Below are 22,489 nucleotides of genomic sequence, written 5' to 3'. Positions count from 1 at the left end.
TCTGCCCCTATTCTGTTTTCGCGGTTTCTTGGGCTTTGGAAATAGCATTATGCAAGGTGTGCCAAGCCAAAGACGCACACTTCACACGTGCAGGGAATTCTTTTACACCAGACAATACTTCCAACTTGCCCAAGTCACGGTCAGGGTGCTCTTGGGTCAACATGGCATGCACATCCTCAAACAGCTGCTCTACATCTGCTTTGCTTTTACCTTTACAGGCTTCCGTCATCAACGAGGCTGATGCCTTAGAAATCGCACAGCCGTGACCAATAAAGCTCACTTCCTCTACAACGCCTTCGTCATTCAGACGTGCATAAACAGTTAACTGGTCACCACACAACGGGTTATGCCCATCAGCCTGATGTGTAGCAGGATCCAACGCTTTAAAATTTCGTGGATTGCGGTTATGGTCAAAAATTACTTCTTGATAGAGTTCGCGCAGACCATCAAATGCATTACTCATCACTTACCCCAAAGAGTTTCTGTGCTTTTTTCAAACTAGCTACCAATGCATCTACATCGGCAAATGTGTTGTACACGCCAAAAGACGCACGAGCGGTACCGGGAATACCCAGCTCAGTCATCAACGGCATCGCGCAATGATGCCCAGCACGAATGGCCACACCATCCATATCCAAGATCGTACCCAAATCGTGAGGGTGAATCCCGTCAACCATGAATGACACCACTCCTGCTTTATGCGGTGCTGTGCCAATGATCTTAATGCCTGGCAACGCCTGCAATTGTTCCGTAGCATAGGCTAGCAGCGCTTGTTCGTGCTCGGTAATGGCGTCAAAGCCAATACTTTGTACATACTTCAGAGCCTCAGCCAATACCACCACACCCGCAATATTGGGCGTACCAGCTTCAAAACGTTGTGGTGCTGGTGCAAAGGTACTGCCAGAAAAGCTCACGGTATGAATCATGTCGCCGCCGCCTTTCCAAGGTGGCATGGCATCCAAAATCGCGTATTTACCGTACAACACGCCCACACCTGTAGGACCATAGATTTTGTGACCTGAAAAAGCGTAAAAATCACAATCCAAATCTTGTACATCTACCACTTGGTGCGCCACAGCCTGGGCACCATCTAACAGCACTACCGCACCCACGGCATGCGCTTGTGCAATCATCTCTTTCACGGGGTTCACAGTACCCAACGCATTAGACACATGCACAAGGCCCACAAACTTTGTACGTGGGCTTAACAAACGACTGTACTCAGCCTGATCCAAAGTGCCATCTTCTAGCATAGGCACGACTTTGATCACTGCGCCTTTCTCATCCGCCAACAGTTGCCACGGTACGATATTGGAGTGGTGCTCTAGCATGGTGAGCAAAATCTCATCGCCCGCCTTGATATTGGCACGCCCCCACGTCGCTGCTACCAAGTTGATGCTATCGGTAGTGCCGCTGGTGAAAACGATTTCTTCTGTACGCGCCGCATTCAAAAATGCACGTGTGCACTCACGACTGCGATCGTACAAGTCGGTCGCATGTTGCGAGAGCCAATGCACACCGCGGTGTATATTGGCGTTCTCACGTTCGTAGAATTCGCGCTCAGCCTGAATAACACACTGAGGTTTCTGCGTGGTGGCTCCGTTATCCAGATACACCAGTCGCTTATCACGGATGGGGTTCTGCAGAATGGGGAAATCCCCTTGCACATCCAGTTTGATTTCAGTAACGGCAGAAGCGCTCATCATTTATTCCTCAACCAAAGCCAAGCCGCCGGGCAGCAAGGCAGAAATACTAGCGGTTGCTCGAGCACGCAGAGCATCATTGCGAATGCGCTCCAAACTGGAGGCTGCGAACGCATAAATCAGCAGGTTGCGGGCTTCCTCTTCACTCAGACCACGAGAACGCAAGTAGAACAGGCTTTCTTCGTCTAGCTGACCCACGGTAGCACCGTGCGCACATTTCACGTCATCAGCATAGATTTCCAGCTCTGGACGTGCATCGCTACGTGCCAGTTTGGACAACAACAAGCTGTCTGAACGTTGAATAGCATCGGTACCATCTGCCCCCTTGCCCACCACAATACGGCCGCTAAACACACCGCGAGCCATATCAGTCAAAATACCGCGATAGTATTCGTGGCTAATGCAATTAGGTACGGCGTGGTCAATAACCGTGTTGTGGTCTACATGGCGCTTGCCATCAACGTAGTACAAACCGTTGAACAGCGTCTCGCAACGTTCGCCCAAGAATGTGGTACGAATATTGTGACGTGCCAACTTAGCACCAAAAGACAGCGAGTGCGATTCAAAGCGCGAGGCTTTTTCCTGTGTCACACTGATATCAGCCAAGTGCAACGCTTGCGTATTTTCTTGCTGGAATTTCAGGTGTGTCAGGTTTGCATCTGCCGCCACAAACGCTTGCGTGACCACGTTATTCAGTGAGGCCACATCGTCGCTCACGCTAACGTGATGCTCTACTACAGTCGCCGCTGCACCCGCTTCCACACGCACTACGTTACGAGGAAAGCTAGCACCTTGCGACGCCGTATTCATGAACACCATATGTACAGGCTGTTCTAGCATGACGCCTTTAGCAACGTGCACGTAAGCACCGTCTTCCGCCAATGCCAAGTTCAATGCACTAACGCTAGTACCAGCATCTGCAGCACCGTAGAACTGTTCTAGATCAGCATCATTTAGATGGGCAGCCAATGCGCCCAGTGTCACACCAGCAGGCACGTTATCCAGTTGCGATAACTGACTTGCATACTTGCCATCTACAAACACCAACCAGTAGCCAGCTTCGGCGTGTTGCAACGCTTTAACTTGTGCGGCTGCATCAACGCTGACTGGACGCTGATAAGCAGCCTGCTCCAGAAATGCCAATGAGGTGTGGTGCCAGTTTTCTTGTTTGGTGGTTGGCCAACCTTCTGCTGCAAAACGCTCCAAGGCCTGCTGTCGCTGGCTATTCAGCCATGCGGGTGCTTCTGCCAGTGTCTGCGCATACTCCGTGACCCATGCAGGGAGCTTGCTCATACAGCGGCTCCTTTAGCAGCCTGTTCCGCAGCCAATTCTTTTACCCAGCCGTAACCGCGTTTTTCCAGTTCCAGCGCCAAGCTAGCATCGCCAGACTTGATGATCTGACCATTAGCCAAAACGTGTACGTGATCAGGAACGATGTAATCCAACAGACGCTGATAGTGAGTAATCACGATCATGGCGCGATCTGGCGCACGCAGACGGTTCACACCATCAGCCACCACACGCAGCGCGTCAATATCCAAACCGGAGTCGGTTTCGTCCAGGATGGCCAGTTTAGGTTCCAGCAGGCTCATCTGCAGAACTTCATTGCGTTTTTTCTCGCCGCCAGAGAAACCTTCGTTCACAGAGCGGTACAAGAACTCTTCGCGCATACCTACGGTTTTCATTTCAGCTTTTACCAGCTTCAAGAAATCCATGGCATCCAGTTCAGGCTCACCGCGTTGGCGGCGAATAGCGTTCAAGGATGCACGCAAGAAGTAAGCGTTAGACACGCCAGGAATTTCGATGGGGTATTGGAACGCCAAGAACACGCCGTTACGGGCACGCTCTTCAATGGCCATATCCAACAAATCTTTACCATCAAACTCTACCGAACCGCCGTTGATGGTGTAGTCATCACGACCCGCCAACACTTGCGACAACGTACTTTTACCGGAGCCGTTAGGGCCCATGATGGCATGGACTTCACCCGCTTTAACTTCCAGATTCAGACCGCGCAAAATTTGTTTGTCTTCAATAGAAGCACGTAAATCTTTAATACTCAACATGATGAAGCTCTCCTTAACCTACACTGCCTTCCAAACTTACGCCGAGCAGGTTTTGGGCCTCGACTGCAAATTCCATTGGCAACTCTTTAATGACATCCTTGCAAAAACCGTTCACGATCATGGACACGGCATCTTCAGCAGAAATCCCACGCTGCATGGCATAGAACAACTGATCCTCGCCAATGCGGGATGCGGTTGCTTCGTGCTCTACGCTTGCCGTAGGGTTTTGCACTTCCATGGTTGGGAAAGTATGTGCTGAACAACGCTTGCCAATCAGCAAGGAGTCACACTGGGTAAAATTCCGGGCATTTTCTGCTTTAGGGGTAATACGCACCAAACCACGGTACGTGTTCATACCTTCACCAGCCGAAATACCTTTAGAAATGATGGTGCTACGGGTGTTCTTACCCATATGGATCATTTTGGTACCGGTATCTGCCTGCTGACGGTGATTACTCAACGCTACCGAGTAGAACTCGCCTACGGAGTCATCACCACGCAAGACCACACTTGGGTATTTCCAAGTGATCGCAGACCCTGTTTCTACCTGAGTCCAAGAGATGCGTGAACGCGGACCGCGGCATTCGCCACGCTTCGTCACGAAGTTGTAAATACCACCTACCCCATCTTTATCGCCGGGGTACCAGTTTTGCACGGTGGAGTACTTAATGTTTGCATCATCCAACGCGACCAGTTCAACCACTGCCGCATGCAACTGGTTTTCATCTCGCATGGGCGCCGTACAGCCTTCCAGGTAGCTTACCGAAGCACCTTCCTCTGCAATAATCAGGGTGCGCTCAAACTGCCCTGTATTGGCCGCGTTGATACGGAAGTATGTGGAAAGTTCCATCGGGCAACGTACACCCTTAGGTACAAACACAAACGAACCGTCTGAGAACACAGCGGAGTTCAGCGCTGCATAGAAGTTGTCCGTAGGAGGAACCACAGTACCCAAATACTTACGAATCAGTTCAGGGTACTTATGTACGGCCTCAGAGAAGGCACAGAAAATTACGCCTACATCTTCTAGCTGCTTTTTAAAGGTGGTCGCCACGGACACGGAATCAAATACCGCATCAACTGCCACACCTGCCAAGCGCGCGCGCTCATGCAGAGGCACACCTAGTTTCTCATAGGTACGCAGCAATTCTGGATCGACCTCATCCAGACTTTTAGGGCCATCATCTTTGCTTTTTGGGGCCGCATAATAGCTGATGTCTTGGAAGTCTATAGGCGGATAATTCACCACCGACCACGTCGGCGCCTTCATTTCCAACCATTGGCGATAAGCAGCCAAACGCCATTCGAGCATAAACTCGGGCTCCTGCTTTTTAGCAGAAATCAGGCGGATGGTATCCTCATTTAGCCCCTTAGGGATGATGACAGATTCAATATCCGTCACAAAACCTGCTTCGTATTCTCTATCGAGAAACGTATCGAGGTGTTCGTTGACAGTACTCATTCAAGAAAGCTCCACTTTGGAAGTGCGTGCTGTGAAGGGTGTTTGGTCTTGCAAGACCGTGCGTTTAAGAGGAAATTCTGAGGGCGAAGGCCGAATCATGTCTGCGACGCTGACATCTTCAAGCGTTCGACGTACAATATCGTTGATTCGTTGCCAGTTGCTACGAATGTGGCAATCTGATTCCACATTACAGGCGCCTGGAGTCGCCACACACTCGGTAATACCGAATGGTTGATCGTCCAGAGCATCAATAATCTGCGCAACGCTAATCTCATTAGCTGGCCGCGCGAGCGTATAACCACCACGCGCACCACGAGTACTGATGACCAGCTCATCCTGACTTAGCAGCTTCAACACTTTACTGACTGTAGGTTGCCCCAACCCCAGTAGTGTAGCGAGCTCCGATGCGCTGAATACACGGCTGGGGTCTCCCGCCATGTGGGTCAGAACAAGGGTTCCATAGTCTATAATTTTGCTGATCCGCAGCATATCGCGATCTCTTGCAAGCCTCAAATAAGGATATGGTACTGCTTTGGTACTATATGCGTCAAATCACCTAGCTAGGCAGATCGCAGTTACCCCCACCCTGCACAAGATTTAGCACTTTTAAACAACAGTTTCCCCTACAATAGATGTTTCGTTTACATTTTCTGGCACGCAGCATCTCTCATGGTTTCCCGTCACGTCGATCTCAACACCGCCTTGCAGCTTTGTGCCAAAGGCGACCAACGCGCTTTTGCTGACCTTTACACACAAGAAATGCCCCGCATCATGGCGTATTCCTTGTCTATGTTGGGCAGTCCTTCTGCAGCAGAAAACCTTGCTTGCGAAACGTTTGTGCTAGCGTGGAAAAACTCGTTGGGCTTTGACGCATCGCTAGGCAGTGCTCAAGCATGGCTATACAGCATCTTGCGTTACCGTGCTCGTGCACACCAACAACGCGGAGCCAGCAGTGCGGGAGACTTACCAAACAGCACGCCAGGACATCGTTACAGCAGTGGGCTACTGGCCTATTTCCCCCGTTTGGACCAAACCTCCAAACAGGTAGTGCTGATGGCTTATCTGCAAGGTAAAAACTATACAGACATTGCTCAGATAGAAAATACACCTGCCAGTCAATTGCGTAGACGTACCCGCTTGGGCATCGCCTTGCTGCGTAAACTGCTGCATGGCCAAAGCACCTCACTGGATGAGCAACAGCTACAAATTGCTGAATACACCTTGGGTTTGCTATCTGATACTGAGCAAAAAACCATACAAGCTTTGTTACAGCATGATGACCAAGTAGCACACGATGCACTAAGCTGGGAACAAGACCTGATTGCTTTGTGTGATTTGTTGCCGCAACAGCAACCACCTTCCGAAACATTATTCGTGCGCATTCAGGAAATGCTGGGGCTAAATCCCATTGCATTGACCGTTGACCAGACATCAGATCACCAGCACTTCCAACCTAAACTGTACCGCGCAGACGTGGCATCGACGTTTGCAATTCCCGCAAAAGAACAAGAAACAGCGGCAGTTGTTGAACCTGAGCCCGAGCCTCAGCCCGACCCCGAAACCGTTGAAGACCTACATCACATCAGCTTTTCTGCACGAGATGACGAGCCTAGCCACGGCAACCATCGCTATGCTGCAGCACCTACTGCTGCCAACAATACGCACGATGACTTCTCTCCGGCCCCCACAGAAAGCTTCACCGCTCAGCGTGATGAACCTAGAACAGAAACGCGCGCTAAGAAACAGAAGCCAGTAAAAATTAAAAAGACTCTCACGCTGAAGCTCCCTAAACCATGGCGCATTGCGGCTATCGCTTTAGCTGTGATTGCCGTGGCATTGATTGTGATTAGTCTTTTGCCTACCAAGCCGCCCATCACCGTCATTGAAATGGCACCACGCTATGGCGCTATCTTGATGGCTCCTGGTCAGTCTTCCACTCCAGGCTGGGTCATGACCTCTGACCCAGAGGGCAACCTACTATTAGAGCCTAAAGTACACACGCAACTGGATACCAATCAAAGTGCCCAACTGTGGACACAGCGCCCTTTTGACCCAAAACCCACTTCGCTAGGGTTAATTGACCCTAACAAACCTGTAGCACTGCCCGTATCCCTCATAGGCACTGTAGAAAACGATCAGGTATTTGAGATCACATTAGAAAATGCCCAAGGCGCAGCAGCCGGACAACCACAGGGTCCGGTGCTCTTTATTGGGCGTATTGTGCGCTTTGGTGAAGTACCGTCCATGCAAGCCCCCGGCGCTGCCAGCGAGGCTTCATAAACGGCTAGTGTCGTTTTAGCGATCGCGCTTACGGGCGGTATTATCCTGCTGTTCCAACCAGTCCAACTCCGCCTGCTCAAAACCGGCCTCCAGACGTGCCGGGATATTAAACGGCCCTTTTAGTGTAGGGGCACGAAATTTTTCAGCCATGATTGGATACATAGCAATGGGGTCTACACCCTGCTGTGCACATTGCCAACGGTACCAATAATTACCTAGCGCCACATGCCCTACCTCGTCGCGCAAAATAATATCCAAAATAGCAGCACCCTTTTCATCACCCACTTGGGCTAGCCTATTACGTACGATTGGGCAGGCATCCAAGCCCCTAGCTTCTAAGGTTCTGGGCACTAGGGCTAAGCGCGCTAATAAATCGTCCTCTGTGCGTTCTGCCATATCCCATAAACCATCATGCGCAGGGAAAGCCCCATAATCAAAACCCAACTCACGCAAGTAATCACGCAACAAGTTGAAGTGGTAAACCTCTTCTGCGGCCACATTAAGCCATCCACCATAAAAGGCCTCGGGCATACCCGCGAACCGCCACATAATATCTAACGCCAAATTAATGGCGTTGAATTCAATATGCGCCAACGCGTGCAATAGACCCGCCCTGCCCTCTATCGAACCCAGCCCGCGGTGTGGCACATTTTGAGGTGACACAATGAGTGGCGCATCCGGTCTGCCCGGTACGCCTGCCGGAGCCACATAACACGCAGCGATGTCTACCAAGGGCGCCTGAATGCCTTGTATGTGGCGTACCAGTTCAGATTTATTTTGTGGGTCTGGCTCTAGCAGCGCCGCTAACGCCTGCTGTCGTATACATGTTTTTTGCATAGAAAAAGTCCGGCTAGAAGCCGGACCCTTTTTGTATTCAGAAAAGCATTTTAATGCGTCGTTGCTGTCTTAGTCAGCACGTGATCCAACGCATTCGCAACGTTTTCCAACTCTTGGCGTAAGCCCTGCAGCTCTACACCACTTAAACGAACTGCCGCTTCGCTATCGTAAGGAACCTCTACGCCATCACCCAAACGATTACGTGCACCGCTGATAGTGAAACCTTCTTCGTATAGCAGTTTACGAATACGACGAATCAGCAATACTTCGTGGTGCTGGTAGTAGCGTCTATTACCCCTACGCTTTACTGGCTTCAGTTGCATGAACTCCTGTTCCCAGTACCGCAATACATGCGGTTTCACACAACACAACTCGCTTACCTCACCAATAGTGAAATAGCGTTTGGCGGGAATAGGAGGCAGATTTGCCGTATTTTCTACATTCGTCATGATGCGTTCTTAATCAATGCGAGAGACAAAAAGCATGGACCTGCGATCAGGCTTCAACCACCTGTTCTACATCTTCCACTACCGCTTTCAATTTCTGACTGGCATGGAATGTCACCACACGGCGAGCTGAAATAGGAATCACCTCGCCAGTTTTTGGGTTACGACCAGGGCGCGGTGGTTTATTGCGCACCTGGAAATTACCAAACCCAGACAGTTTCACTTCATCACCTTGCTCCAGCGTATTACGGATCTCGGCAAAAAACGTATCAACAATGTCTTTTGCTTCCCGCTTATTCAACCCCACGTGGTCAAATAACAATTCGGTCAGTTCTGCTTTAGTAAGCGTGCTGCTGACATTCATGAATACCTCTCCCCTTCCTTATGCGCGCTGACGTACTTGGTGATTATCAACCAGCGCTTTTAACAACTGTTGCATTGCTTGTTCTACTGTAGCGTCGTCCAGTGTGCTGTCAGGCGATTGTAGCCAGAAACGCATTGCCAAACTCTGCTCCGCAGGGTCTGCTGGATCGCGCCAAATATCAAACAAACGAATATCCTTAACGATAGCAAGATTTTCATGCTGGCGCACGGTTTCTTGCAAGGTATCCACTAAGCTTTGGTAACTAACTTGACTGTTCACCCAGAATGCCAGGTCACGCTGCACTATTGGCTGTCTGGACAACGCTTTAGCTTCAGGCAAATCTTTGTGTGACAAGGCTTCTACATCCACCTCAAACACCACTGGTGCTGTAGTAATATCCATATTTTGCAACCATGCCGGGTGCACTTCACCAATGAAACCTACGGCTTTGCCGTCCATCTCGATACGTGCACTGCGGCCCGGGTGTAATGCTGGATGCTCAGCCGCTACAAAACGCAAGTCTTGAGCTTTAGCGCCAAACAGCGTTTCCAAATCTTTTTTAACGTCAAAGAAATCAACGTGGCGCTTCGCCATCCCCCACTGCTCTGGGAAAGCTTGCCCCCAAGCTGCACCGGCTAAGTGTGTAGGTTGGCAAATACCTGCCACTTCCAAATCACTGCTTTGCACACTGGCATCACGACGAAACACGCGACCCAACTCAAACACACGCACACGCGGTTGACGATGTTTAGCGTTGTACTCAATATTAGCCAGCAAGCCGCCCAACAGCGAAGAACGCATCACAGCCAGATGGCTAGCAATAGGGTTCAACAAACGCACTGGGTCTTGGTTTCCGTGGTAATTTTTTTCCCACTCTTCTTCTACGAACGAGTAGTTAATGACCTCTTGGAAATCCAATGCAGCCATAGTGGCTCGCAATGCGTGAGGGCCGCGCAAAGATTCCGGTTTCTCGTACATGGCGGCGCGCGCTACAGGCGGCACATCAGGCAGATTTTCAAAACCATAGATACGAGCCACTTCTTCGATCAGATCTTCTTCGATCTGCATATCGAAACGGTAGCTAGGTGGCACAACCGTAAACACCTGATCTTTGCACTGGAATTCGAAACCCAAGCGCTGGAAAATGCGTGTCACTTCTTCTTCGGACACAGGCACACCCAATACTTTATGGCACCGAGCCAAACGCATAGAGACAGGAGCACGTGTAGGCAGTTTGCGCTGAATGTCATCAACTGGGCCTGCTTGACCACCACAAATCTCTAGGATCAACGCTGTGATGCGTTCTACATGCTCAGTAATGTGATCGAAATCTACACCACGCTCAAAACGGTGACTAGCATCAGACGAGAATTTATATTCGCGCGCGCGACCCATAATGGCTTCTGGCCACCAGAACGCAGACTCCAAGAACACATCTGTAGTGTCCAGAGTTACCGCAGTATCTTCACCGCCCATGATCCCTGCCAAGCTTTCGATCTTGCCGTTGCAAGCGATCACGCCTACTTTTTCGTTCAGATCAATAACTTTGCCGCTTAGCAGTTCTAATTTTTCGCCTTCTTTAGCCCAACGCACTTCCAAACCGCCTTGCAGTTTGGCCAAATCAAACACGTGGGAAGGACGCCCCATTTCCAACATCACGTAGTTGGAGATATCTACCAATGCAGACACTGGACGCTGACCGGAACGCTCCAAACGACGTTTCATCCAGTCTGGTGTTTCAGCACGTGCGTTCACACCTTTAATCACACGCCCCACAAAGCGACCACACAAGTCAGGAGCTTGTACATCTACGGCAACGTGATCATTGATGCTAACCGCCACTGGCTCGCAACTAGGAACGTTTAGAGGCAGCTCATTAAGCGCAGCTACTTCACGCGCCACACCCAATACAGACAAACAATCTGCACGGTTAGGCGTCATCTTTAGTTCGAATACGGTGTCGTCTAGATCTAGGTATTCGCGAATGTCTGTGCCTACTGGTGCATTAGCTGGTAGCTCCATCAGACCTTCGTGATCGGTAGACAAACCCAACTCACGAGCAGAACACAACATACCGGCAGACGGTACACCGCGCATTTTTACAGCAGCTATGGTCATGCCACCTGGCAATTCTGCGCCAATACGTGCCACTGGAATGCGCAAACCTTGCGCTGCATTTGGTGCACCGCACACAATTTGCAGCAACTCACCTGAGCCGTCGTCCACTTTGCACACGCGCAAACGGTCTGCATCTGGGTGAGGAGCCACTTCAACAATATGCCCTACCACTACACCAGTAAACGCGGGTGCTGCGGTAAAGACATCCTCTACCTCCAGCCCTGCCATAGTCAACTGGTGAGCCAGTGCATCGGCATCCAAAGTGGTATTAACAAAAGAACGAAGCCAGGATTCTGAAATTAACATGATGAATACGTAAGCGTAAAAAGTTGCCGTAGCGTTTGGAGGTGAAGGGCCTTCAGTGTCTTATCAGGCGAATTGGCGCAAGAAACGCAAATCACCCTCATAGAACAGACGCAAGTCGTTAACACCATAACGCAACATCGTCAGGCGTTCCAAGCCGGAGCCAAAAGCAAAACCAATGTATTGCTCAGGGTCTAGTCCAAAATTACGCACTACGTTGGGGTGTACCTGTCCGCAACCGGAAATCTCCAGCCATTTACCTTGGTTAGGACCACTGGTAAACATCATGTCGATTTCAGCAGAAGGTTCAGTGAACGGGAAGAAAGATGGTCGGAAACGCACCACCAGATCATCGCTTTCAAAGAAGGTACGCAAAAAGTCGGTATACACGCCTTTAAGGTCAGCAAAAGAAATATCTTCTGCAATCCATAAACCTTCCACTTGGTGGAACATTGGCGAGTGTGTTGCATCGCTGTCCACACGGTAGGTGCGGCCAGGAGCAATCACTTTAATTGGGGGTTTATGCATACGTGCGTAGCGCACCTGCATAGGGCTGGTATGAGTACGCAGCAACAGTGGCTGACCCTTCTCATCGTTCATATCGATGTAGAAAGTATCGTGCATGGAGCGTGCTGGGTGATTTTCCGGGCTGTTTAGCGCGGTAAAGTTAGTCCAGTCGTTTTCGATTTCGGGGCCATTCGCCACACCAAAACCAATAGAACCAAAAATCTGCTCTACACGTTGCCACGTTTGGATCACAGGGTGAATACCACCCATAGCGCGACCACGGCCCGGTAACGTGACATCAATCGCTTCTGCTGTCAGTTTTTTGTTCAGCTCAGCCTGTGCCAATTCGGCACGACGAGCATTTAATAAATCTTCAACCTGACGTTTTAACTGATTAATTCTTGCCCCTTCTTCTTTTTTTTCTTCGGGAGACAAGGTTGCTAGCCCTTTCAGCAATGCTGTAATTTCGCCTTGCTTGCCCAAGAAACGGGCTTTGGCATTTTCCAGCGATGCAGCATCCTGAGCCTCAGCAAATTGAGACTGAGCACGCGCAATAAAATCTTCTACAGAGAACGTCATGGTGTGTTTTGCCTTTACCAAAAACAAACGGAGCCCATGCAGAGCCCCGTTTGCCATCTATACTAAACGACGATAAGCCGATTAAGCTGCCAGAGCGGTTTTAGCCTGAGCTACCACAGCGGCGAAGCCTGCTTTGTCATTTACAGCCATATCAGCCAGAACTTTACGATCCAACTCGATATTAGCTTTATTCATGCCTGCGATAAACTGGCTGTATGTTACACCCAACTCACGGCATGCTGCGTTGATACGAGCAATCCACAATGCGCGGAATACACGTTTGCGATTACGACGGTCGCGGTATGCATATTGACCGGCCTTCATCACAGCCTGTTTGGCTACGCGATAAGACGTACCGCGGCGACCACGGAAACCTTTGGCTTCAGCCAAAACCTTTTTATGACGAGCGTGGGCTGTTACACCACCTTTAACACGTGACATAGTAGTAGTTCTCCGTTATCAGGCGAAAGGAAGCATCGCTTTTACAGCGGACACATCAGATTTATGAACTTCAACTGCACCACGCAATTGACGTTTGTTTTTAGTAGTTTTCTTGGTAAGGATGTGACGCTTGAACGCCTGACCCCGTTTAATGGAGCCACTACCACGAACAATAAAGCGCTTGGAAGCACTTTTTTTCGTTTTCATTTTAGGCATGATGACACTCTAGTAAAGTTGTGACTGGCGGTGACAGAGCCAAACTGATAGCGCTGCACTTGATAACCGACATGACACTTATTGTTTTTTCTAGGGGGAACCACATTGGCCAAAGCCAAACCCTTGAAAAGCTAATAATTATAGAAAGATACCGAAAAAATGTCTAGCCAATTCAAACTTTAGCCACGATATTGTATGGCCATCGCCAGATGCTCGGTTTGTATATGTTCTACCCCCGCCAGATCAGCAATGGTGCGCGCCACTTTTCTGGCCCGCTGCACGCTGCGCCCCGACCAGCCCCAACGTCTTACGCACTGGCGCAACAACTGTTCTGCATCACCACCCAATACCGCATAAAGCGCCACGCCCTCATCATCTAGCCGGCTATTTAGACAACCTTGGCGTTGATGCTGTATCGCCTGAGCACACTCCACTCGCTTACGTATTTGCACTGAACTTTCCATCACAGCAGTAGCATCCAACACGTCGGCCTCTACCTTTAAATTGATGCATAAATCCAACCTATCCATGAAAGGCCCTGATAATTTGGCTCTATAACGCTCTATACGCTCAGGCGTGCACAAGCAATGTTGTACCGCATGCCCCAACCATCCGCACGGACAAGGATTCATCGCTGCCACTAATTGAAAGTCTGCCGGAAACCATACACTGCGCCCTGCTCTAGCAATAGTAACTCCACCAGTTTCTAAAGGCTCACGCAAGGCTTCCAACGCGCGCCCAGTGAATTCCGCCACCTCATCTAGAAACAATACACCGTGATGCGCTAATGAGATTTCACCTGGCTTAGGTGGTGAGCTACCTCCCACCAACGCAACAGTAGATGCCGAGTGATGTGGAGACCTAAAAGGCGGCAACGTATCTACTGGTTCAGACCTACCCGCCACACCGGCCAACACCGCCACATCCAAACGCTGGGGTTCTGATAACTCAGGCAATACGGTAATTAAGCGCTGCGCCAACATACTCTTACCCACGCCCGGCGTACCACGCAGCAGCACGTTGTGCCTACCCGCCGCCGCAATTTCTATAGCATGCCTCGCCTGCTGCTGTCCTTTCACCTCTGACATGCATAGTCCTACAGCATCGGAACCAGCCATGATTGCTTGCTCTGGTAGCGCACACACCAGCTCATGAGCAAGTAAAGCCTCTACCAACTGAGGCAAGCTACTTGCCCCATAGACTTGCACCTCACTGACTTGAGCCGCCGCCTCTGCACATACCTGCGGCACAACCACTTGCCTGAACCCCAGCTTTGCTGCACTCCACGTCACCGCCACAGGTGCAGCCAAACGCAACAACGCCCCAGTGAGAGACAACTCACCAGCAAACATATACTGATCTATGCATAACGGCACCGAAGGCGAGTGCTCGCTTTCCACCGCCAACTGGCCCGATGCCAGCAAAATGCCCATCGCAATAGGCAAATCAAAATGCGCAGCGTCTTTAGGGAGATCGGCAGGTGCCAGATTCACCGTAATGCGTGCCACGGGAAAATTGAAACCGCTACTTTGCAGGGCTGAACGCACCCTTTCACGACTTTCTCGAACGCCAGTATCAGGCAAACCCACCACACTAAAAGCAGGCAATCCCGCCCCTATATGCACTTCCACCTGTACTGCGTGAGGTTGCATGCCCATCAGGACACAACTATTCACCACTGCTAACGACATAGCGCACACCCACAAACCAAAGTTAGAGTGTGCCGCTACATCGCTTCATCACGTACGGATACTCACTCTTTTAACCATCCGTCGTGTTACCTACCTAGCTGGTTATTTACCCGCTGCAGCATCTTCCAATGCTTGCACGCGTGCTTCCAGCGCCGCAATACGTTGCAAGGCGCGATCCAACAAAGCGCTTTGTGTGTCGAACTCTTCACGAGTCAGTAAATCCATACGCGAAAAAGCTTGGGTCATCATCGCACGCACATTTTTTTCTATGTCTGCTGCAGGGCTTTTGGCGATAAGGTCGGAAACGTTTTTCTGTAGATCATTCAACCAATCGGTACGAGGATTCATGCTTATTCCTTTGATTCATATTGCAATGACATCAGTGTATAAAAAAATGGCTGCCTAGGGCAGCCATTTTCTATTCCTGCAAAAAAACAGGATTATTTTTTGTCGCCGTTACCAACAGCATTTTGGATAGCTTGGTCAGCTTTAGCGGTACCACTTTCGATGGCATCGCCTACATCTTTAGCAGCCTCAGCAGTAGCGTCTTTCAGCTCATCAGCTTTTTTGCCAACACCTTCCATTGCTTCGTCTACTTTGCTTTTAGTAGCGTCAGCTTCGCCTTCGGCTGCTTGAGCGCTTTCCTCAGCTTTCTCTTCGGCTTTATCAGCCTCTTGTTTCACTGTTTCTGCTGCGTTATCAGCAGACTCTTTTACCACTTCCACGGATTCCTCAACTACAACCTCTGCCTGCTGTGCAGTAGGAGCAGCTGCAGGAGTTGGAGCAGCTTTATCCTCACCTTCCGAGCACGCAGCCAGCAGGCTCAGTGAAGCAATAGCGGCAAATACGGCAAGATGCGAACGAGTCTTTTTCATAACTATCCTTACATGATCCATGTCGTGTAACAACCATCTCCAAACCAGACGCGACAAACAGGTTTGGGGCGAAAACAATTCTCATTCTACTGGTGAGCTACGCTATAAACCAGTCTTATATTCGAAACAAAATTTAAAAATGGTAAAAAGTTACGTAAATCTTTTTACCATTCACATGAAGCCTGAAACGTATAGCAATTTGCGTAATAACGCGCAGCTACTGTCTACGTTCTTTAATTCAAAATTGCTAAATCCAAACGCTCTGCTCTATTCAATGCACCAGCCACTTTAGTACGTAGCGCATTAGAGTGTGCCGTGACGATTTCGCGCTTTACATCCAGCAATTGCGCTGCATGCATAGAGAAACGCGTTAACCCTAAACCTAGCAACAAGCGCGTTAAGGTAGGGTCGCCCGCCATTTCACCACATACCGACACTGGGGTATTAAAACGCTCACCCGCATTAATAGTCTGAGCAATCACGCGCAACACAGCCGGGTGCTGCGGATCATACAAATCGGCCACCTCAGAGTCGCCTCTATCAACGGCCATAATGTACTGGATTAGGTCATTTGTACCTATAGACAAAAAGTCTAAGGTTTCAGCAAAAGGCTCTATCGCAATCGCAATTGCCGGAACCTCTACCATTGCACCCAACTGTATGTTGTCGGCAATAGTAACGCCCTGTGCAAGTAACGACTGCTTCGCTTCGCTAATTGCCTGGCGTACGGCAATCACTTCTTTGATGCTGGAAATCATCGGCACCAAAATACGTAATGAGCCGTGCACAGAAGCACGCAGTAACGCACGCAACTGCGTTTGGAATAAATCAGGATTCGCTAAACAATAACGTACGGCGCGCAAACCCAAAGCCGGATTTGTCGCCACGGTTTGCTCGCCATCCAACACCTTATCCGCACCAATATCCAAGGTACGGATGGTCACGGGTTTACCTTGCATAGCTTCCAGCACAGCCTTATAGGCTTGATACTGCTCTTCTTCATCAGGCAATGTGCTACGCCCCATGAATAAAAACTCACTGCGGAACAAACCTATACCTTGCGCACCAGCGGCCAAAGCATGCTCAGCTTCTTCAGGCAGCTCAATATTGGCTTCCAAATGCACGGCTATACCATCCAAGGTTACGGATGGCGCATCACGTAAAGAAGCAAGATTCGCTCTCGCCAATGCAAATTCAGCCTGTTTTTGGCGGTATTCTTCCAGCACCAGTTCAGATGGATTCACCATCACAGCACCAGTGAAGCCGTCAGCGATTAGCACGTCGCCATCTCGTACCAAAGAGCGGAAGTTACCCAAACCTACCACCGCTGGTACAGCCATACTGCGCGCCACAATGGCTGTATGCGAGGTGGGCCCGCCCAAGTCTGTCAAAAAAGCCGCAAACTTGGCTTCGCGTAACCCCATCATGTCAGCAGGGGCGATGTCTCGCGCCACCACAATCAGCGGCTCGTCGCCGGCTTGGGCCAATGCATTCAGCGTCAACGGCTTACCGCCAGACAACAAGAGCAACACACGTTCTATCACTTGGCGTATATCAGCACCGCGCTCACGCAGGTACTCGTCTTCCATCGCTGAGAACTGCTCTTGCAGCAATTGACCTTGAGTAGTTAGCGCCCACTCCGCGTTATAAAAACGCTCGCGTATCAGGGACATGGTTTGCAAGCGCAACTGCGGGTCATCCAACAGCAGCACATGCACGCCCAGTAGCGATGCCATTTCTTTTGGCGCATCAGCAGGCAAACCCGCCGCTAAGGCGTTGACTTCGTCTCGCGCCTTATCCATGGCCGCACACAGTCGCACACACTCCTGCTCTACTTCTTCTGCCGCCACTCGGTAATGCGGCACTTCCAGCGCCGCCGCTCCCATTACTACCGCTCTACCTATGGCATAGCCACGCACCACGCCCTGTCCTTGCGCACAGAACATGGCCGATGGTGTAGTACAGATGCTCTGTGTTGCCTCTTGCATCCCCTGTGCTCCTCTTTTGGCTATTGCTCTTCGCCAAACTTCTGTTCAAACAACTGCTTGATTTCCACCAATGCTTGCTCGGCATCATCGCCTTCTGCATCAATGGTAACTGCCACACCCAGCCCTGCTGCCAGCATCATTACACCCATAATACTTTTGGCATTCACACGATGGGTTTGACGAGAAATAAAGATTTCACTTTTAAAGCGTGACGCCATTTGCGTCAATTTTGCTGCTGCTCGGGCATGCAACCCTAGTTTGTTGCTAATCACTATTTCTATAGATGGCATGACTATCTACCTTTCTCTTTATACTTTGTCTTTATCTAGGTCTGCGTTAAACACAGCAATGGCTTTGCTAGCACTTTGCATGACGGCGTCAACAAACCGCTCTGGAGCCGTCTGGCGGTCACAAACCGACTTCAACACCATCCCCAAATTGGCACCTACAATCACATCCGCATGACCGCCCTCATGGGCCATTGCGGTTTGCGCCAATCTGGCAATATTAAACGGTGTGGCACCCACCACATCGCACAATATTAATACCGGGGCATCAGCCTCTTCACGATAAAACGAGACGAGTCTTTGCACCCAAGTGGGCACATCATCGTCAGCGTGTATATCAAAAACCCGGAAGGAAGCACCTGCTGAAAGCACGTGCTCCACACAAGCCTGAAATGCCTGACCCAATGGCGCATGCATAACCAGCGCCAAACGCGGGTACTTAGCCACTGACAGCCTCTTCCAGCGCCACGGCAAAACGCTCAGCAACGTTATAGCCTGTTTGCTCGGTGATTTCTACAAAACAAGTGGGGCTAGTGACGTTAATTTCCGTTAAATACTCACCAATCACATCCAGCCCCACCAGCAACAAACCACGTTTTACCAGTTCAGGCCCTATGCTTTCGGCGATATGACGATCATGATCCGTCAGAGGTTGTGCCACACCACGACCACCTGCAGCCAAGTTACCGCGCGTTTCGCCGGCTAAGGGAATACGTGCCAAGCAATAAGGCACTGGCTCACCGTTAATCAGCAAAATGCGCTTATCACCATTAACGATTTCAGGGATATAGCGCTGCGCCATAATGGTTTGCGTCCCCATTTGCGTCAACGCCTCCAAAATAGAGCCTACGTTTGGATCGTCAGACTTAATACGAAAAATACCGCTACCACCCATGCCATCCAAAGGCTTAACGATTACATCGCTATGTTCAGCATGGAAGGCACGCAATTGCGCCATATTACGGCTTACCAGCGTAGGAACCGTAAATTGAGAAAACTCGGTAATAGCGAGTTTTTCAGGATGGTTACGCAATGCGCTGCCGCTATTGAACACCTTGGCCCCCTGCTGCTCGGCGTAGCTAAGCAAGTGCGTGGAGTAATTAAACTCCATATCAAACGGCGGATCTTTACGCATCACGATGGAATCGAAGTGGTTTAGTTCCACATCAAACGATTCGCCAGACTCTTGCCACCAGTTAGCGGCACGCAAATTCGCATCTGCTGCGATAGTAATAGTTTGCGCCTTACACCGTACGCGGCCCTTGATTATGTATAAATCTGGTTGCAAGGCCACGCTCACTGTATGCCCGCGCGCTAATAACGCACGCATCATGGCTACAGAAGTGTCCTTGTACGCCGACAAGGCTGGCAATGGATCAATGATAAATAAGCTATGCATAATCAACTCTGAAACAAAGCCCTTCATGAAGCAAAGTCATGAAGGGCTTATTGCCGCGACTCAGGCCGCAAAAATCAGCATTACACTGACGGACAGTTAAGCTAGATCAGCTTACACTGCCTTCTTTTTAGGTGCCAAGACCATAATCATCTGACGACCTTCCAGCTTAGGCATGGACTCGACTTGGCAGATTTCCTCTACTTCGTCACGCACGCGTTCCAACACGCGCATACCCAGCTCTTGGTGAGCCATCTCACGACCACGGAATCGCAAAGAAACCTTGACCTTGTCCCCATCTTCGATAAAGCGTCGAACGTTACGCAGCTTGACGTTAAAGTCGCCATCATCCGTACCGGGGCGGAATTTCACTTCCTTGATCTGGATTATCTTTTGTTTAGAACGCGCCTCTTGTTGGCGTTTCTGTTCCTGGTAACGGAACTTACCATAATCCATCAACCGGCATACGGGCGGCTCAGCCTGCGGAGCGATCTCGACCAAATCAACATCGTGTTCCTCGGCCATATCCAGCGCGTCGGCTACTTTAACAACCCCTAATTGTTCACCCTCAATTCCAATGAGTCGCACCTCAGGGATACGGATTTCTCCGTTGATGCGATGTTTTCTTTCGGTTGCGATATCTAGAACTCCCAAAAAATTAAATATAAACAGCCTCAGTCACTTACTGACGGCTTTCGATTTCATCTTGTAAGCGTTGGGCAAAATCATCCAAGGACATTACGCCCAGATCCACACCACCACGACCACGCACGGCGACGGAACCTGCTTCCGCTTCTTTGTCCCCTACCACAAGTATATAAGGGACTTTTTGCATACTGTGTTCTCGGATTTTACGAGTGATTTTTTCACCACGCAAATCAGCCGTTACACGCATGCCCAGTTTAACCAGCTTTTGCGCAACAGCTTGCGCATAATCGGCTGACGATTCGGCAATACAACACACCACGGCTTGCTGTGGCGACAACCATGCGGGCAATGCCCCTGCATAGTTTTCGATCAACATTCCGATAAAACGTTCAAAAGAACCCAAAATAGCTCGGTGCAGCATTACTGGTGTCCGACGCTGATCTTGCGCATCCACGTATTCAGCACCTAAGCGCTGAGGCATGGAGAAGTCCACCTGAATGGTGCCGCACTGCCAATGACGACCAATAGCGTCTTTCAGTGTGTATTCAATTTTAGGGCCGTAGAATGCGCCATCGCCTTCAGCAACGGTGAATTCACACCCTGTACGGCGCAGACTTTCCATCAACGCGGCTTCGGATTTGTCCCACACATCGTCGCTACCAATACGTTTTTCAGGACGTGTAGCCACTTTGTACAGAATCTCGGTAAAACCAAACTCTTTGTATACCTGCTGCAGCAACGCGGTGAAGTTCGCGCACTCTTCTTGCAACTGATCTTCAGTACAGAAAATGTGGCCATCATCTTGCGTAAAACCACGCACACGCATCATGCCATGCAACGCGCCAGAAGGCTCATTACGGTGACACTGACCGAACTCGCCGTAACGAATAGGCAATTCGCGGTAAGAATGCAAGTTAGCGTTGAAAATCTGTACGTGACCAGGACAGTTCATAGGCTTCAAACCGTACATACGGTTCTCAGACTCTGTGGTGAACATGTTGTCGCTGTAGTTATCCCAGTGGCCAGTTTTCTTCCACATGGACAAATCTAAGATTTGCGGTGCTTTCACTTCTTGGTAGCCGTTGTCACGGTATACCTGACGCATGAACTGCTCTACTTGCTGCCAAATCACCCAACCTTTGGGGTGCCAGAAGATCAAGCCTGGAGCTTCGTCTTGGAAATGGAACAGATCAAGCTCACGACCTAGGCGGCGGTGATCACGTTTCTCAGCCTCTTCCAACATATGCAAGTAAGCGGCTTGCTCATCTTTGCTTGCCCATGCTGTACCGTAAATACGCTGCAGCATTTCGTTTTTGCTGTCGCCGCGCCAGTAGGCACCGGCCACTTTCATCAGCTTGAATACTTTCAACTTGCCAGTGGAAGGCACGTGAGGACCACGACACAAATCTACAAACTTACCTTCACGGTACAGCGAGATTTTTTGCTCAGCGGGAATAGAAGCAATGATTTCTGCTTTGTATTCTTCGCCAATACTGCGGAAGAACTCTACCGCTTTATCGCGTTCCCATTCTTCACGCACCACTTGCTCGTCTAGCTTGGCCAGCTCAGCCATTTTTTTCTCAATGGCTTGTAAATCTTCAGGTGTGAAGGGACGTTTGTAGGAAAAGTCGTAGTAAAAACCGTTGTCGATCACAGGGCCAATAGTGACCTGTGCCTCAGGGAACAATTCTTTTACTGCATATGCCAGCAAGTGAGCGGTGGAGTGACGAATCACATCCAACCCATCTGCGTCTTTAGCTGTCACAATCGCCAACTGGGCGTCTTTATCGATCACGAAACTGGTGTCTACCAGTTCTGGCTCTGCACCATCAAACGTCACCTTACCGGCCAGTGCTGCGCGCCCCAGTCCGGTGCCAATAGAGTAGGCAATATCGTTAATAGAAACCGGATTTTCGAACTCTCGTTTCGAACCATCAGGTAAGGTGATTTGAATCATAAATGCTTCCTAAAACAAAAAACGCGGCATACAAGCCGCGTTTCGGTATTTGGTCTGATGTTATCAGCGTATGAACACAATGCGGCTACGGCTAGTTGGGCCAGGTAGTAGTTCGCGTTGTGGTCATAATGTTTTTCCAATAACTAATCATCAATAAGAATACGGTTTGATTTTAGCATCAAGTTTAACAAGCATGAAAACTATTGCTCTCCCTACAGCAATTTAAGGGGCGCAATTCACAAAGCTTTGATTCTGTGCGGCATAAACACAACAAGCCCTGACACCATTACTAATTTTTAGTAAAGCTTTGCAAGCAAATGAGGAA

23 protein-coding genes are annotated in these 22,489 nt (G+C 49.9%); 1 reads left to right on the top strand and 22 read right to left on the bottom strand.

The window, feature by feature from the left end; genetic code table 11:
• Positions 1-7: 7 nt before the first annotated feature.
• From sufU to ACLO87_RS07000, 6 genes are read right to left on the bottom strand one after another with little or no spacing between them, the layout of a single operon-like run.
• Positions 8-463 carry a Fe-S cluster assembly sulfur transfer protein SufU gene (gene sufU / locus ACLO87_RS07025; protein ID WP_135864712.1) on the bottom strand — a complete coding sequence of 152 codons (456 nt, stop codon included), beginning with the start codon at positions 461-463 and terminating at the stop codon, positions 8-10.
• Positions 456-1,706, bottom strand: coding sequence for a cysteine desulfurase (locus tag ACLO87_RS07020; protein ID WP_430223185.1), 1,251 nt, complete (start codon positions 1,704-1,706; stop codon positions 456-458). Before ACLO87_RS07020 ends, sufU begins: the two co-directional genes overlap by 8 nt.
• Positions 1,707-2,996: a Fe-S cluster assembly protein SufD gene (sufD, locus tag ACLO87_RS07015; RefSeq protein WP_430223184.1), complete on the bottom strand. Its 1,290-nt coding sequence runs from the start codon at positions 2,994-2,996 to the stop codon at positions 1,707-1,709.
• A complete protein-coding gene (sufC, locus tag ACLO87_RS07010) occupies positions 2,993-3,769 on the bottom strand; it encodes a Fe-S cluster assembly ATPase SufC (protein ID WP_135864709.1) in 777 nt (258 codons plus the stop codon). The genes sufD and sufC overlap by 4 nt, the downstream gene beginning before the upstream one ends.
• A 13-nt stretch (positions 3,770-3,782) precedes the next feature.
• Positions 3,783-5,231, bottom strand: coding sequence for a Fe-S cluster assembly protein SufB (gene sufB / locus ACLO87_RS07005; protein ID WP_430223183.1), 1,449 nt, complete (start codon positions 5,229-5,231; stop codon positions 3,783-3,785).
• Positions 5,232-5,669, bottom strand: a complete 438-nt coding sequence (locus ACLO87_RS07000) for an SUF system Fe-S cluster assembly regulator (protein ID WP_430223182.1) — start codon at positions 5,667-5,669, stop codon at positions 5,232-5,234.
• 231 nt (positions 5,670-5,900) lie between these two features.
• Here ACLO87_RS07000 and ACLO87_RS06995 point away from each other — a divergent pair, with 231 nt between their 5' ends.
• On the top strand, positions 5,901-7,511 hold the full coding sequence (locus tag ACLO87_RS06995; protein WP_430223181.1) for an anti-sigma factor domain-containing protein: 1,611 nt from the start codon (positions 5,901-5,903) through the stop codon (positions 7,509-7,511).
• A gap of 15 nt (positions 7,512-7,526) precedes the next feature.
• Here ACLO87_RS06995 and ACLO87_RS06990 read toward each other — a convergent pair whose 3' ends face one another.
• From ACLO87_RS06990 to thrS, 16 genes are all read right to left on the bottom strand, one after another.
• Positions 7,527-8,348, bottom strand: a complete 822-nt coding sequence (locus tag ACLO87_RS06990; protein ID WP_430223180.1) for a ferritin-like domain-containing protein — start codon at positions 8,346-8,348, stop codon at positions 7,527-7,529.
• Between the two features lie 50 nt (positions 8,349-8,398).
• The gene (locus tag ACLO87_RS06985) at positions 8,399-8,797 is read right to left on the bottom strand and encodes a MerR family transcriptional regulator (RefSeq protein WP_430223179.1); all 399 of its coding nucleotides are present in this window, start codon (positions 8,795-8,797) and stop codon (positions 8,399-8,401) included.
• 46 nt (positions 8,798-8,843) lie between these two features.
• Positions 8,844-9,158, bottom strand: coding sequence for an integration host factor subunit alpha (locus ACLO87_RS06980; protein ID WP_135866268.1), 315 nt, complete (start codon positions 9,156-9,158; stop codon positions 8,844-8,846).
• 18 nt (positions 9,159-9,176) lie between these two features.
• Positions 9,177-11,582, bottom strand: coding sequence for a phenylalanine--tRNA ligase subunit beta (gene pheT, locus ACLO87_RS06975; RefSeq protein WP_430223178.1), 2,406 nt, complete (start codon positions 11,580-11,582; stop codon positions 9,177-9,179).
• Positions 11,583-11,645: 63 nt separating this feature from the next.
• Positions 11,646-12,665, bottom strand: a complete 1,020-nt coding sequence (gene pheS / locus ACLO87_RS06970; protein WP_430223177.1) for a phenylalanine--tRNA ligase subunit alpha — start codon at positions 12,663-12,665, stop codon at positions 11,646-11,648.
• 81 nt (positions 12,666-12,746) lie between these two features.
• Positions 12,747-13,106, bottom strand: a complete 360-nt coding sequence (rplT, locus tag ACLO87_RS06965) for a 50S ribosomal protein L20 (protein ID WP_135864434.1) — start codon at positions 13,104-13,106, stop codon at positions 12,747-12,749.
• 18 nt (positions 13,107-13,124) lie between these two features.
• Positions 13,125-13,322, bottom strand: a complete 198-nt coding sequence (gene rpmI / locus ACLO87_RS06960; protein WP_135864436.1) for a 50S ribosomal protein L35 — start codon at positions 13,320-13,322, stop codon at positions 13,125-13,127.
• A 179-nt stretch (positions 13,323-13,501) separates the two neighbouring features.
• Entirely contained in the window at positions 13,502-15,013 is a 1,512-nt protein-coding gene (locus tag ACLO87_RS06955; RefSeq protein WP_430223176.1) for a YifB family Mg chelatase-like AAA ATPase, read from the bottom strand.
• Between the two features lie 102 nt (positions 15,014-15,115).
• On the bottom strand, positions 15,116-15,361 hold the full coding sequence (locus tag ACLO87_RS06950) for an accessory factor UbiK family protein (protein WP_135864440.1): 246 nt from the start codon (positions 15,359-15,361) through the stop codon (positions 15,116-15,118).
• A gap of 92 nt (positions 15,362-15,453) precedes the next feature.
• A complete protein-coding gene (locus ACLO87_RS06945; RefSeq protein WP_430223175.1) occupies positions 15,454-15,888 on the bottom strand; it encodes a hypothetical protein in 435 nt (144 codons plus the stop codon).
• Positions 15,889-16,121: 233 nt separating this feature from the next.
• Positions 16,122-17,876 carry a phosphoenolpyruvate--protein phosphotransferase gene (gene ptsP, locus ACLO87_RS06940; RefSeq protein ID WP_135864444.1) on the bottom strand — a complete coding sequence of 585 codons (1,755 nt, stop codon included), beginning with the start codon at positions 17,874-17,876 and terminating at the stop codon, positions 16,122-16,124.
• 20 nt (positions 17,877-17,896) lie between these two features.
• Positions 17,897-18,166: an HPr family phosphocarrier protein gene (locus tag ACLO87_RS06935; RefSeq protein ID WP_135864446.1), complete on the bottom strand. Its 270-nt coding sequence runs from the start codon at positions 18,164-18,166 to the stop codon at positions 17,897-17,899.
• Positions 18,167-18,184: 18 nt separating this feature from the next.
• Positions 18,185-18,610: a PTS sugar transporter subunit IIA gene (locus ACLO87_RS06930; RefSeq protein WP_430223174.1), complete on the bottom strand. Its 426-nt coding sequence runs from the start codon at positions 18,608-18,610 to the stop codon at positions 18,185-18,187.
• Positions 18,603-19,562, bottom strand: coding sequence for a glutathione synthase (gshB, locus tag ACLO87_RS06925; protein WP_430223173.1), 960 nt, complete (start codon positions 19,560-19,562; stop codon positions 18,603-18,605). The genes ACLO87_RS06930 and gshB overlap by 8 nt, the downstream gene beginning before the upstream one ends.
• A gap of 111 nt (positions 19,563-19,673) precedes the next feature.
• A complete protein-coding gene (infC, locus tag ACLO87_RS06920) occupies positions 19,674-20,213 on the bottom strand; it encodes a translation initiation factor IF-3 (protein WP_207625602.1) in 540 nt (179 codons plus the stop codon).
• 28 nt (positions 20,214-20,241) lie between these two features.
• On the bottom strand, positions 20,242-22,164 hold the full coding sequence (gene thrS / locus ACLO87_RS06915) for a threonine--tRNA ligase (RefSeq protein ID WP_430223172.1): 1,923 nt from the start codon (positions 22,162-22,164) through the stop codon (positions 20,242-20,244).
• Between the last annotated feature and the right edge of the window lie 325 nt (positions 22,165-22,489).

The sequence above is a fragment of the Paenalcaligenes sp. Me52 genome (assembly GCF_050487965.1).
GTDB lineage: Bacteria > Pseudomonadota > Gammaproteobacteria > Burkholderiales > Burkholderiaceae_B > Paenalcaligenes.
The sequence above is the reverse complement of the archived record's forward strand: the minus strand, read 5'-3'. Positions and strand labels throughout refer to the sequence as shown.